Source organism: Bacillus velezensis (assembly GCF_001461825.1).
GTDB lineage: Bacteria > Bacillota > Bacilli > Bacillales > Bacillaceae > Bacillus > Bacillus velezensis.
The window spans coordinates 163,520-175,777 of sequence record NZ_LLZC01000004.1 but is presented as its reverse complement, the minus strand read 5'-3'; the positions used below and the strand labels follow the sequence as shown (position 1 = coordinate 175,777).

The window sequence follows — 12,258 nt, the reverse complement described above, 5'->3', positions numbered from 1 at the left end:
GAATACAACGAGGTGATGACAATGATGCAGTATAGCGGAAATACAGCGCTTGATATACAGCCGTACGGTGATTCCGCCGTTATCATCCGCTTTGGCGGGCACATCAGCGAAGAGGTCAACAGCCGGGTGCATGCGGCGGCAGCCTGTATGGAAGAACGGCCGTTTCCGGGCTTCGTTGAATGTATTCCGGCATTTACAAGCTTAACGATCTTTTATGATGTGTATGCCGTCTCAAACATAAAAAAAGGCGTCTCTCCTTTTGCCCTGGTCAAGAAAGAAGTGACGGAACGTCTCAGCCATATAATGACCGACCGCAAAGAAGAGCGCCGGGTGATGGAAATCCCCGTTTGCTACGGCGGTGATTTCGGTCCCGATTTAGAAGAGGTCGCTGAGATGAACGATCTGACCCCGGAAGACGTCATCCGCATTCATACTGAAGGCGAATATCTCGTTTATATGCTCGGATTTGCGCCGGGATTTCCGTTTTTAGGAGGAATGTCTGAGCGGATCAGAGCGCCGAGAAAGGCGTCGCCAAGGCCGTCCATCCCGGCCGGTTCAGTAGGAATCGCGGGAATGCAGACCGGTGTGTATCCGATATCCACTCCCGGCGGCTGGCAGCTGATCGGCAGCACCCCGCTCCGGCTTTTCAGGCCGGAAGAACATCCGCCGAGTCTTTTGAGAGCGGGCGATACGGTGAAATTCGTCCGGATCACGGCAGAGGAATACAGCCGCATCAAGGAGGGAGCCGAATGAGTATGAAAGTGGTAAAACCCGGTCTCTTGACGACGGTTCAGGACACGGGGCGGACGGGGTATCAGAAATACGGTGTACTGGGAAGCGGCGCAATGGATACGATCTCTCTGCGCATCGCCAATCTTCTTGCCGGAAATCAAGAAAAAGAGGCGGGGCTGGAAATTACGCTCATGGGGCCCGGGCCTTCCTTTGAATTTTCAGAACCTGCGGTTATTGCCGTCACGGGAGCTGATTTTGCCCTTCATATTAATGGGGAGCCCGCTCCTCTGTGGAAACCGGTTTTGATAAAGGAAAACAGCGTCGTCTCGTTCGGGCCGTGCAAGATGGGGAGCCGCGCATATCTCGCCGTCGCGGGGGGATTTGACGTGCCCGCCGTCATGGAAAGCAAAAGCACGTATGTCAGAGCGGGGATCGGCGGTTTTTGCGGAAGAGCGCTGCAAAAAGATGATGAGCTGCCGCTCGGCCGTATGACGCCATGTTCGGAATCAATCGCGTACCGTCTGAGCGATTCTTTCGGACAGCATGGTTTCTCAGCGCCTGATTGGTCTGTCAGCAGCAGGGGATTTCTGCCGCTGAAAAAAAATCCGGTCATACGAGTGCTTGAAGGCGCTCAATTTCACGCTTTTACAGAAGAAGCAAAATTGCGTTTTTATCAAGAGTCATATACGGTCACGCCTCAATCCGACCGAATGGGCTACCGGCTGAAGGGCGCTCCGCTTGAATTGCGGGAGCCGCTGGAGATGGTATCTGAGGCCGTGACGTTCGGAACGGTGCAGGTGCCGCCGGACGGCAATCCGATTATTCTGCTGGCTGACAGACAGACGACGGGGGGCTATCCGCGGATGGCGCATATCATATCCGCCGATCTTCCTCTCGTCGCCCAAACGATGCCGGGGGAACATATCACGTTCCGGGCCGTTTCGCTGGAGGAAGCGGAAATGCTGCTTTTGGAGAAGGAACAGCAGCTGAAGGAGCTGAAAGCAAGGCTCAAAATGGAATGGCTGATCTGACAAAGGGGCTAAAGACCATGGAAAACAAAAACAAAACCGTCATCAAATCAATGGAACTGCTTCATTTGTTTCTGACTGAACCGAGCCTGAGCTTAAATGAGCTGGTTTCTCTATCGGAAATGCCGAAGACCTCGGTTCATCGCATGGCAAGCTCACTGGAGGAAACGGGGTTTCTCACCCGGGCGGCGGACGGCCGTTATCAGCTTGGTCTGATCTTTTTACAATTCGGCCAGCTCGTCTCTGAACGTCTGGATATCAGGAAAATAGCCAAGCCGATTATGGAAGAGCTGTGCGGCGAAGTGGATGAGGCCGTTCAGCTGATCATGAGGGACGGAGATGAAGCCATTTACGTCGAGAAAATTGAAGGCACCCAAACCGTCCGCCTGTATACGGCAATCGGCCGCCGGTCGCCGCTGTACGCGGGTGCGTGCGCCAGAAGCATTCTATCGTTTCTGCCAAAAGAGGAGATTGACACATACATTCAGAAGACAAAGCTTGCCGCAATCGCCTCAGGCACGATGACGGATCGGGCTGAACTTCTTCAATCCATTGAAAGATCCTTGCAATCAGGGTATACGATCAGCTATTCGGAATTAGAAGATTACACGGCGGCGATCGGAGCGCCGATTTTCAATCACGAAGGTAAGGTGGCTGCCGGAATCAGCATCGCCGGCTTCGAAGCCCGGTTTTCAGAGGACAGGCTGCCATATTTAACCGAAAAGGTCAAAAACACAGCACAGCATATTTCTGAGAAATTGGGTTATTGACCGAGCCAATTTTTCTTCACTCGCGTACATTACAATATCGATAGTAACGAGTGGAGGAAAGTAAATGGGACTTGTTTATACGGCGCTGGGGGATTCTTTGACGACGGGGAGGGGGGCCGGGCCGTTTTCCGCCGGTTTTGTCCAGCGGTTCGGGCGTATGCTGGCAGAAGATTTACAGACAAGAACTGACGTATCCATCTTTGCCAAATCAGGCCTTGAGACGGGAGAAATTCTCGGGCTTATGTCCTTGCCGTACATTCAGAGGCGGATTCAGGCTGCTGATATGATTACGATTACAGGCTGCGGCAACGATTTGATCGATTCGGTTCAGGCATATCAGCAAACATCGGACGCTTCGGTGTTCACCAGCGTGTCCAGTCACTGCCATGAGAACTTTGAAAAGATGATAGCCAAGATCGCTGCCTTAAAAGGACCGCACCCGTCTCCTTATGAGATCCGCGTCTTTAATTTATACAATCCTTTCCCGGGAATCTCCATTGCAGAAAAATGGATATCCTCTTATAATGCGCACCTCAGCACACTCGCATCGGCGCCGCACGTCAAAATCGCCGACGTCCACAGCGCTTTCAAAGGAAAAATGAATGAATATCTCTCTCATGACCGCGTACACCCCAACAGCAAGGGATATGAAGTCATGGCATGCGTCCTGCGGGGGCTCGGATACGGAAGCCTCGCCCGCTCATAACGCGCGCTCCTTTTCATCGGGAGCGCGCTTTTCGTGCTCCTTAAAACAAACTTAAAATTGTCCGACTTTCGTTCTATCCGCGCAAAAAATACGCTAGAATAATGGGGGATAAAGACAGAAATAGAATTGTGTTCAAAAAATGATAACAGAAAGGATGGATTGCTTTGCTGCGCGCCTTAAAACTGTCACTCGCGATGCTGATTATTATACTTGCGGCCGCCGCATTTACGTATGCGGAACATACCTCTGTCATACAGCCGGTTATGCTCGTGTTTCTCGGTGCGGTCATGTTCATTCAGGGGCTGGAGGAAAAACGGAAAGAAAACGACGGTTCCGGGAAATTCAATATCTATACCGCCGTTTTTGTATGGTCGATCTCCTTAATTGGTTTTACGCTTCACGCGATCTGAGTCTGATAGATCCTGAAAATGCTCCACAACGGGAAATGGTGAATAAAAACGGTGCAGTAAGGCTTTCCATTCCTGATATTCCGGCGATCCGCGAAAGCCTTTTGTATGATCTTCCAATGTCTCCCATTCCGCAAGCAGCAAATATTTATGCGTCTTTTCCATACATTTGGACAAGGAATGGGACAGATAACCTTTCATGCCCGCGATAATCGGCTCCGCCCGGCGGAATGCCTCTTCGAATTCCCCCTCAAGACCTTCTTTTACATACAGCATGGCTGCTTCTCTGATCATCTGAAATTCCCCCTTTTTTTAATAGATACATTGTATAAGAATATGGCCCGTGACGGCAGGAAAAACAAAAAAATTTTAAACACTATGAGAAAAAAATCCTTGCCAGTCTGATTTGGTTTAGGAGAAAATAACAGTTGGAAGGCAGGGGAATAGACAGTGAAAAAAGGGTTATACCTATTACTTTTACTCGCAGGAATCATAGGTTTGATCGGCTGCTCGAAAACGGAATCGGCCGAAGACAGAATGAAAGATTTCGTAAAAGACTGGAACGGCGGTCATTACGATAAGATGTACCAAAGCCTCACCCAGGATGAAAAGAAAAAACTATCCAAAAAGGATTTTGTAAAACGATATGAAACCATTTATGAACAAGCAGGGGTCAAAAATCTGAAAGTCACTGCAGAAAAACAGGACGAAGACGACAAGAAAAAAGATGACCTCCAGCACATCGATTATAAAGTCAGCATGGATACAAAAGCAGGGAAGGTCGCTTTTGAAAACACGGCCGTCCTGAAAAAAGAAAAAACAGACGATGGAGAATCATGGAACATCGACTGGAATCCTTCTTTTATTTTCAAACAGCTTTCCGATGACAAAACCGTGCAGATCGCAAATGAAGAACCGAAGCGCGGACAAATTTACGACAAAGACGGAAAAGGTCTCGCCGTGAATACCGAGGTGCCGGAAATCGGCATTATCCCTGGAAAACTCGGCAAGGATAAAGACAGCGTGATCAAAAAACTGTCTGAAAAACTGGACCTTTCTGAAGACGATATCAAAAGCAAACTGAACCAGGGCTGGGTAAAAGACGACTCCTATGTCCCGATTCAAAAAATCAGACCGGATGATGAAAGCAAGGTCAAAAGCCTGCTCGCATTAGACGGCGTGACGAAAACGAAGGTCAGCTCCCGCTACTATCCGTACGGCGAAAAAGCGGCCCATCTGACCGGCTATATTAAAACCATCACAGCGGAGCAGCTGAAAAAAGCGAAAGACGGCCAATACAGCGATACTTCCAAAATCGGCATCGCCGGCCTTGAGAATGTATATGAAGACAAGCTGCGCGGCACGACCGGCTGGAAAATTTACGTCCCGCAAACAGGTGAGGTCATTGCTGAAAAGAAAGCCGAAAGCGGGCAGGATATTCATGTAACGATTGACATGAAAACGCAGACGAAGCTGTATGACTCTATGAAAGATGACAGCGGAGCGGCAGTCGCTCTTGAACCGCAAACGGGAGAGACACTCGCGCTCGTCAGCGCACCGTCTTATGACCCGAACGGCTTTATTTTCGGCTGGAGCGGAAAAGAATGGAAAAAGATGAATGAAGATAAAAACAATCCGTTTTCAGCGAAATTCAACAAACTCTATGCGCCGGGATCAACGATTAAACCGATTGCCGCGGCAGTCGGCCTGACAAACGGCACATTGAAAGCGTCAGAAAAGAAAAAAATCACCGGAAAAGAGTGGCAGAAAGATTCAAGCTGGGGCGGTTACCATGTCACACGCGTATCAGAGCGCCTGAATGAAGTGGATCTCGAAAACGCGCTGATCACATCGGACAACATCTACTTTGCGCAAAATGCCATAGATGCCGGAGCGGACGCGTTTACAAAAGGATTAAAAACATTTGGCTTTGATGAAGAGATTCCGTACCAATTTCCGATTGAAAAGTCTTCAATCGCTAACGGCAAGCTTGATTCCGAGATCCTTCTCGGAGATACGGGCTACGGCCAGGGGCAGATGCTGATGTCTCCGCTGCACTTAGCGGCTGACTATACCGCATTTGTAACAGACGGAAATCTCGTCAAACCGACATTGATCAAAGACGGAGAAAAAACACCGCAAATCTGGCATAAGCAAGTGGTGTCGGAAGCCAATGCCGAAGAAATCACAAAAGGGCTGAGAGGCGTCGTTGAAGATCCGCGCGGCTCTGCATATCAGCCGGCCGTAAGCGGCATTACCGTAGCCGGGAAAACCGGTACAGCCGAGCTGAAAACGTCTAAAGAAGATAAAGACGGCAAAGAAAACGGCTGGTTTGTCGGTTACGATTATAAAAAGAAAGACCTCTTGATTGCGATGATGATTCAAGACGTCAAAAAACGCGGCGGAAGCCATTACGTCGTTGAAAAAGCGAAAAAGCAGTTTCAGAATCATTAAATGACGATTTTTTGCGGGCTGAAAGGAAAATCGGCCGCCGAAGCAGAATGAAACAGCATGGGCAATTCCTGAAAACAGAGATACAAGAGGCTCTAAGAAAAAGGGGGATTTCACATGCAGCGCATTCAATTGGCTGAAGACCTGGAATTTTCAAGAGTGATACACGGGCTTTGGCGTCTGAACGAATGGAATGTTTCAGACGGAGAGCTGCTGAATCTGATTGAATGGTGTATCAGCCAAGGCATCACCACCTTCGACCATGCCGATATATACGGCGGTTATACGTGTGAAAAGCTGTTCGGCGGCGCTTTGTCCCTTTCGCCTTCAATAAGGGAGCGAATCGAAATCGTCACAAAATGCGGGATTGTCATTGAATCACCGGAACGGCCCGGAAACAAGTCGCATCATTATAATACGTCGAAGTCTCACATCTTAGCGTCGGCGGAGCAGTCGCTTTTGAATCTGAATACGGATTATCTGGATGTGCTGCTCATTCACAGACCGGACCCGCTTATGGACCCGGAGGCTGTGGCTGAAGCGTTTCACGCGCTGAAAAGCTCGGGAAAGGTCAGATATTTCGGGGTGTCGAATTTTAAAGCGCACCAGTACAGAATGCTCGAATCCTATTTGGATGATCCGCTCATCACAAACCAAATTGAAATCTCGGCGTACGAGCTGGAAAATATTCATGACGGCACGCTGGATTTCTGTCAGGAAAAACGCATTCCGCCGATGGCGTGGTCACCGCTTGCGGGCGGGAGCGTCTTTACCGGACAATCCGATAAGGACGTCCGTATCCGTGCCGCGCTTCGTTCCGTACAGGAAGAAATCGGCGCCGCTTCCATTGACGAAGTCATGTACGCATGGCTGTTCACCCACCCGGCGGACATCATGCCGATTGTCGGCAGCGGAAAAGAGAACCGCATTTCCGCCGCGGTGCGTGCATCCGCGTACAAACTCAGCCATGATCAGTGGTTCCGGATTTATACCGGTGTCCAAGGCTGCGATATTCCATAAACAGAACAAACGCCCGGAAGCTATCTTCCGGGCGTTTGTTTATGTGGTGTGCAATGTCTAAAAACAAGTAAGGTCACTTTGAAGTATAGCCGTGCGGATCAAGAGTAACAAGCGTCATGGCATATTATCTGACACATTTTTCTTTTTCAATACTGTCACACGGCCCAGTGCCAAATTGCCATTTGAAAATGGTTGAATAATCATTGAAAGCGTTTTATATTATAACTTACACCACTTTCCCCGGCAGCACTCCCCATATGCCATACTTCTCACAACTAGAAAATCTGGAGGCGCGTTTCATGTATATGACAGCGAGAGAACAAAAATTAATGAAACATCTATTACTGCAGAACCGGTACGAGACAGTGCATGAACTGGCGGAAGCTTTACAAGTCAGCACAAGAACCGTTCACCGCGAGTTGAAAACAATCAAACCGATGATGGAATCATTCGGTCTGGCACTTGATAAACAGCCCGGCAAAGGACTGAAAGCGGTAGGAAACCCGGAGGACAAACAAAAACTCCTGTCAGACCTGTCCTATGAACAGCATGAATACAGCGCTGAGGAGCGGAAACTTTTAATTCTATGTTCACTATTAGAATCTCAAGAGCCGATCAAGCTCTACAGTCTGGCGAACGAACTGCAAGTGACAAACGCGACGATCAGCTATGACCTGGATGAGCTGGAGACTTGGATTGCGCCCTTCGGCTTGACGCTGATCCGAAAAAGGGGCTTCGGCATTCAGCTGACGGGGCCGGAAAATGCGAAACGGAAAATCGTCGGCAATCTCATCGTCAACCGCCTTGATATTCAAAGCTTTTTGGAAGCGGTTGAATTGAATATTAAAGGAAAACCGGACGATGCTGAAAAAATGTTCGGCGTCGTAAATAAAGCGGAACTTTTGAAAATGGACCGGCTCTTAATTCAGCTCAAGGAAAAAATCGCGATCGCCTTATCTGACAGCTCATACATGGCGCTTGCGGTTCATTTAACCTTTGCGATGGACCGGATCAGGCTCGGAGAAACCATCACGATGGAGGCTTCAGAACTAAAAGCGCTGCAGCAGACGAAGGAGTACGGCTCTGCGCTGGAAATGGCAAAAGAGCTTGAAAAAGCGTTCGGCGTTTCAATTCCGGAAGCTGAGATCGGTTATATCACCATTCATTTGCGGAGCGCCAACCGCAAATACAAAACGGAATTCAAACCGGAAGACATAGAGGTTGAAACGGCCTTGCAAACGAAGCAGCTGATCGGCTTCATTTCTGAAAAAATTAAAATTGATCTGACGGAAAACGGTTCTTTATACGACGGTTTAATCGCCCATCTGGAGCCTGCGATCAACCGGGTAAAAGAAAATATCGACATGTACAACCCGATGACCGAGCAAATTAAACGCGACTACTTTCTGCTGTACATGGCCGTAGAAGAAGGAATGGAAAAATTCTTTCCGGGGCTTCTTTTCTCTGATGATGAGATCGCTTTCATTGTTCTTCACTTCGGCTCCGCTCTGGAAATCAAACGGGAAGAAGCGAAGATCAAAGCGCTGATCGTCTGTTCTAGCGGCATCGGGTCGTCCAAAATGCTCGCATCCAGGCTGAAAAAAGAGCTTCCGGAAATCCGTTCCTTTGATATGTCTTCCCTCATCGAACTGAAGGACCGAGACACCGCTGCGTATGACATGATCGTATCCACTGTTCCGATCCCGTATGAAAACATTGATTACGTCATGGTCAGTCCGCTTTTAAACGAAGAAGACGCTGATCAGGTCAAGCAGTACATCAAAAGAAAAATTCCGCTGATTCTTGACAAAAAAAGAAACGGTAAAAGAGAAGAGAAGCAGCCGGAGACGCCTGATATGCTGGAAGCGGCCGGCCGTATGGCGCATTACGCGGCGGTTATCCAAAGCGTGCTGCGGAACTTTTCGGTCAAATCCATTGATTCAAACACGGCGTATGAGCTGTTTTTGAACCGTATGTTTGACATGCTGGAGCAAGAAGGATTGGTTCATAATGCCCAAAAAACCGCACAGCGCCTTGCTGAGCGTGAACGACAGGGCGGACTCGGCATTCCGGGAACGGCGATGGCCCTGTACCATCTCAAAAATGAAGAAATTGTCACGCCTTTTTTCAAAATTTATGATTTGACAGCTCCATGCAGTGTCAAAGGCATGGACGGAAATTCCCTGACCGCCGACCGCGCTTTGGTGATGATGGCGCCGGCTGATATGCCCGCTGAAGGGTCGGAAATACTAAGTGCGGTCAGCTCGGCCATTATCGAGTCTGAAGACAGTATAAAAGCCTTCCAGACTGAGGATGAGGCCGATTTATACAAACGTTTAAACAAGCTGTTTTATCATTTTATTCAGGAGAAAGGACAGCGGTAAACAGGAAGTGCACACCTCATGTGGGGTGTGTTTTTTTGTGCATGTATGAGGGTAAGGGGAAGGGAAGAAACTAAAAACACGGGACTATTGTATCATTCACTGATGGAATAGTTCTAAAACAAAATAGTTTTACAAGTTATATTTTTTGGTTTAAAATGGGTTGCGTGAGAAAGAAAATCTGACAGAGTTTTTTTGTGATTTATCATTATGGGAGATGAAAATATGGAGACATTACAGCATCTGATTCTGCATGACATTTCAAATAGCGAAGAGATCGAAGCTGTAAAAAGCGGTGCGTATACCCTGACCTACGCGGAATATCGAAAACGAATCAACCAGCTTGCACAAGCGCTTCTTGATAAAGGAATAAAAAAAGGCGACAGAGTGGCGATGCTTTGCAAAAACGGCCACGCGGCATCCATTGTCATGTTTGCGGCACTCGAAATCGGCGCGGTGGTTGTGCCGGTCAGCTGGCAATTAACACCTTACGAAATGAAAGGCATTTTAGCAGCCTGTGAACCGAAAGCTGTTTTTTACAGCACTGAATTTAAAGAGATCATGGAAGAAGTGCTTCCTGCGCTTGCATCTTCTCTTAAACTGAAGGTCGTAACAGGAACAGCTGCGGAGACAACGCCTGAGTTTGACGCTTTATTGACAGGCTCCGGTGATACACCGGATGTCGAAACGGTGTCTGAAAACGATACGGCATTGCTGATGTTTACCTCAGGTACAACCGGCAATCCGAAACGCTGCATGATCACTCACGGCGGCATATACAACTACGTAAACGCGACATTGGCATACACGGGGAGAATGCAGCATGTCCGCTTCTTAGCATGCCATCCGAATTACCATACGAGCGCGATTATCTGCCAGATGGTCGGCACGATGAGCGGAACGACATTCATTATGACAGACAATCAGGACCCTGTGGAAAACTTGAAGCTCATCGAAAAAGAGAAAATTCAAACCGTGATGGCGCTGCCTGTCTATTACACATACCTGCTGAAAGCATGGGAAACGCATCAGACTGACATGTCTTCTATCGTTTATATGATGACGGGAGGCACAAAGGTGCCAAGCAGTCTGATCCAGCAGTATCTCGACATCGGCATCCCGCTCATGCACGGATACGGAAGCACGGAAGCGTGGGGCATCAGCTCTTGGAATCCGCAAATGGGAATGGATAAAGCCGCTTCCGCGGGTAAACCGATGGAAGAAGTGGACGTCCGCGTTGTAGATCCGGAAACAGGCGAAGTCCTTCCGCAAGGCTCAATCGGAGAAGTCGTTGTGACAAGTCCGTTTTTATTCAAAGGCTATGAAGGTAACGAAGAAGCGACACGAAAAGTGCTGAAAGACGGCTGGTTCCATACCGGCGATTCCGGCTATGTGGATGAAGACGGATTTATCTTTATCACCGGACGTTATAAAGATGTCATCATCTACGGCGGCGACAATATTTATCCCGACCAGATTGAAGAGGTCATTCAGCAAGTGCCTGGAATTCTCGAAACGGCGGTTGTCGGTATCCCTGATCCGCTCTACGGCGAAAAGCCGAAAGCGTTCATCGTGACAAACGGCAGAGAAGGCCTGACAGAAGAAGAAGTGACCCGATTCCTTCAAGAACGTCTTGCCGCCTTTAAAATTCCGGAAATTGAGTTCGTCAGCGAACTTCCGAAAAACAACCTTGGAAAAGTGAGAAAAGACGTGCTCCGCAAACAAGCGGTACGTTCATAATAGAAAATAAAAACCCGGCTGCCAGCCGGGTTTTTTTCTTGCGTTCCATGTGAAACATTTTTCTCCGAAAACGTTTTGAACTGTCTCATTCATGTTTATCCAAAAGACAGCCGAGGTAGACAAGAAATATGAGATCGAACAAGAAGGAGGAACTTGACATGGAAAACTATCCGAAGGAATTCCCGGCGGAATCACAAAACCGCCAGCCGGGCATTGAGAGCGAAATGAATCCGGCGCCTGTTTATGAATACAAAGAATATAAAGGCGCTGATAAATTAAAAGGGAAAACCGCACTTATCACAGGGGGCGACAGCGGTATCGGACGCGCCGTAGCGGTTGCTTACGCGAAGGAAGGCGCAAATGTCGCGATCGTCTATTTTGATGAACACGATGATGCGAAAGATACAAAAAAACGAGTGGAAGAAGAAGGCGTAAAATGTCTGTTAATCCCCGGCGATGTCGGTGAGGAAGACTTTTGCAATGAAGCCGTTGAAAAAACGGTTGAAGAATTCGGGCGTCTTGATATTCTCGTGAATAACGCCGCGGAACAGCATCCGAAAGAAAGCATTAAAGACATCACAAGCGAGCAGCTTCACAGAACCTTTAAGACAAACTTTTACTCACAATTTTATTTGACTAAAAAAGCGATTGATTACATGAAGCCGGGCAGCGCGATCATCAATACGACATCCATTAATCCTTACACAGGCAATCCGCAGCTGATTGACTACACGGCTACGAAAGGCGCAATTAACGGTTTTACGAGATCCATGGCGCAAGCGCTCGTCAACGATGGTATCCGTGTCAATGCCGTGGCGCCGGGGCCGATCTGGACACCGCTCATTCCGGCGACATTCTCAGAAGAAACAGTCGCTTCCTTCGGTCAGACTACGCCGATGGGCCGGGCAGGCCAGCCTGTTGAACATGTCGGCTGCTATGTGCTCTTGGCCTCAGATGAATCATCTTATATGACCGGGCAGACGCTGCATGTCAATGGCGGCGGATTTGTAAACACATAAGGGG

Annotated in this window: 11 protein-coding genes; 10 read left to right on the top strand and 1 reads right to left on the bottom strand. The window is 48.5% G+C overall.

Annotated features, from left to right (window positions below; genetic code table 11):
- Nucleotides 1-21 precede the first annotated feature (21 nt).
- The 5 genes from pxpB (at nucleotide 22) to AR442_RS02515 (ending at nucleotide 3,646) form a co-directional block, all read left to right on the top strand.
- Nucleotides 22-753 carry a 5-oxoprolinase subunit PxpB gene (pxpB, locus tag AR442_RS02535; protein WP_014416921.1) on the top strand — a complete coding sequence of 244 codons (732 nt, stop codon included), beginning with the start codon at nucleotides 22-24 and terminating at the stop codon, nucleotides 751-753.
- A 2-nt stretch (nucleotides 754-755) separates the two neighbouring features.
- Nucleotides 756-1,763, top strand: coding sequence for a 5-oxoprolinase subunit C family protein (locus AR442_RS02530; protein ID WP_014720726.1), 1,008 nt, complete (start codon nucleotides 756-758; stop codon nucleotides 1,761-1,763).
- 17 nt (nucleotides 1,764-1,780) lie between these two features.
- Nucleotides 1,781-2,530, top strand: a complete 750-nt coding sequence (locus tag AR442_RS02525) for an IclR family transcriptional regulator (protein WP_014416923.1) — start codon at nucleotides 1,781-1,783, stop codon at nucleotides 2,528-2,530.
- Between the two features lie 64 nt (nucleotides 2,531-2,594).
- Nucleotides 2,595-3,236 (top strand): GDSL-type esterase/lipase family protein, encoded by a 642-nt coding sequence (locus tag AR442_RS02520; protein WP_014416924.1) that lies wholly within the window; start codon nucleotides 2,595-2,597, stop codon nucleotides 3,234-3,236.
- 194 nt (nucleotides 3,237-3,430) lie between these two features.
- Complete coding sequence (locus AR442_RS02515) at nucleotides 3,431-3,646, top strand: YczI family protein (RefSeq protein ID WP_369719110.1); 216 nt, start codon at nucleotides 3,431-3,433, stop codon at nucleotides 3,644-3,646.
- Here the strand turns inward: AR442_RS02515 and AR442_RS02510 are convergent.
- Nucleotides 3,617-3,937 (bottom strand): antibiotic biosynthesis monooxygenase family protein, encoded by a 321-nt coding sequence (locus tag AR442_RS02510; protein WP_053285480.1) that lies wholly within the window; start codon nucleotides 3,935-3,937, stop codon nucleotides 3,617-3,619. The two genes, AR442_RS02515 and AR442_RS02510, sit on opposite strands and share 30 nt — an antisense overlap.
- 156 nt (nucleotides 3,938-4,093) lie before the next feature.
- Here AR442_RS02510 and AR442_RS02505 point away from each other — a divergent pair, with 156 nt between their 5' ends.
- From AR442_RS02505 to AR442_RS02485, 5 genes are all read left to right on the top strand, one after another.
- Nucleotides 4,094-6,097 carry a penicillin-binding transpeptidase domain-containing protein gene (locus tag AR442_RS02505; RefSeq protein ID WP_014416926.1) on the top strand — a complete coding sequence of 668 codons (2,004 nt, stop codon included), beginning with the start codon at nucleotides 4,094-4,096 and terminating at the stop codon, nucleotides 6,095-6,097.
- A gap of 114 nt (nucleotides 6,098-6,211) precedes the next feature.
- Nucleotides 6,212-7,114: an aldo/keto reductase gene (locus tag AR442_RS02500; protein WP_014416927.1), complete on the top strand. Its 903-nt coding sequence runs from the start codon at nucleotides 6,212-6,214 to the stop codon at nucleotides 7,112-7,114.
- A 299-nt stretch (nucleotides 7,115-7,413) separates the two neighbouring features.
- On the top strand, nucleotides 7,414-9,498 hold the full coding sequence (locus AR442_RS02495) for a BglG family transcription antiterminator (protein WP_014416928.1): 2,085 nt from the start codon (nucleotides 7,414-7,416) through the stop codon (nucleotides 9,496-9,498).
- A 222-nt stretch (nucleotides 9,499-9,720) separates the two neighbouring features.
- Nucleotides 9,721-11,235 (top strand): class I adenylate-forming enzyme family protein, encoded by a 1,515-nt coding sequence (locus AR442_RS02490; protein WP_014416929.1) that lies wholly within the window; start codon nucleotides 9,721-9,723, stop codon nucleotides 11,233-11,235.
- A gap of 158 nt (nucleotides 11,236-11,393) precedes the next feature.
- Nucleotides 11,394-12,254, top strand: coding sequence for an SDR family oxidoreductase (locus tag AR442_RS02485; protein ID WP_014720729.1), 861 nt, complete (start codon nucleotides 11,394-11,396; stop codon nucleotides 12,252-12,254).
- The last annotated feature ends 4 nt before the right edge of the window (nucleotides 12,255-12,258 follow it).

What these genes read in the sequence shown, in the direction of transcription:
- pxpB (WP_014416921.1), top strand. Translation starts at nt 22, where the DNA reads ATGATGCAGTATAGCGGAAATACAGCGCTTGATATACAGCCGTACGGT.
- AR442_RS02530 (WP_014720726.1), top strand. Translation starts at nt 756, where the DNA reads ATGAAAGTGGTAAAACCCGGTCTCTTGACGACGGTTCAGGACACGGGG.
- AR442_RS02525 (WP_014416923.1), top strand. Translation starts at nt 1,781, where the DNA reads ATGGAAAACAAAAACAAAACCGTCATCAAATCAATGGAACTGCTTCAT.
- AR442_RS02520 (WP_014416924.1), top strand. Translation starts at nt 2,595, where the DNA reads ATGGGACTTGTTTATACGGCGCTGGGGGATTCTTTGACGACGGGGAGG.
- AR442_RS02515 (WP_369719110.1), top strand. Translation starts at nt 3,431, where the DNA reads ATGCTGATTATTATACTTGCGGCCGCCGCATTTACGTATGCGGAACAT.
- AR442_RS02510 (WP_053285480.1), bottom strand. Translation starts at nt 3,937, where the DNA reads ATGATCAGAGAAGCAGCCATGCTGTATGTAAAAGAAGGTCTTGAGGGG.
- AR442_RS02500 (WP_014416927.1), top strand. Translation starts at nt 6,212, where the DNA reads ATGCAGCGCATTCAATTGGCTGAAGACCTGGAATTTTCAAGAGTGATA.
- AR442_RS02495 (WP_014416928.1), top strand. Translation starts at nt 7,414, where the DNA reads ATGTATATGACAGCGAGAGAACAAAAATTAATGAAACATCTATTACTG.
- AR442_RS02490 (WP_014416929.1), top strand. Translation starts at nt 9,721, where the DNA reads ATGGAGACATTACAGCATCTGATTCTGCATGACATTTCAAATAGCGAA.
- AR442_RS02485 (WP_014720729.1), top strand. Translation starts at nt 11,394, where the DNA reads ATGGAAAACTATCCGAAGGAATTCCCGGCGGAATCACAAAACCGCCAG.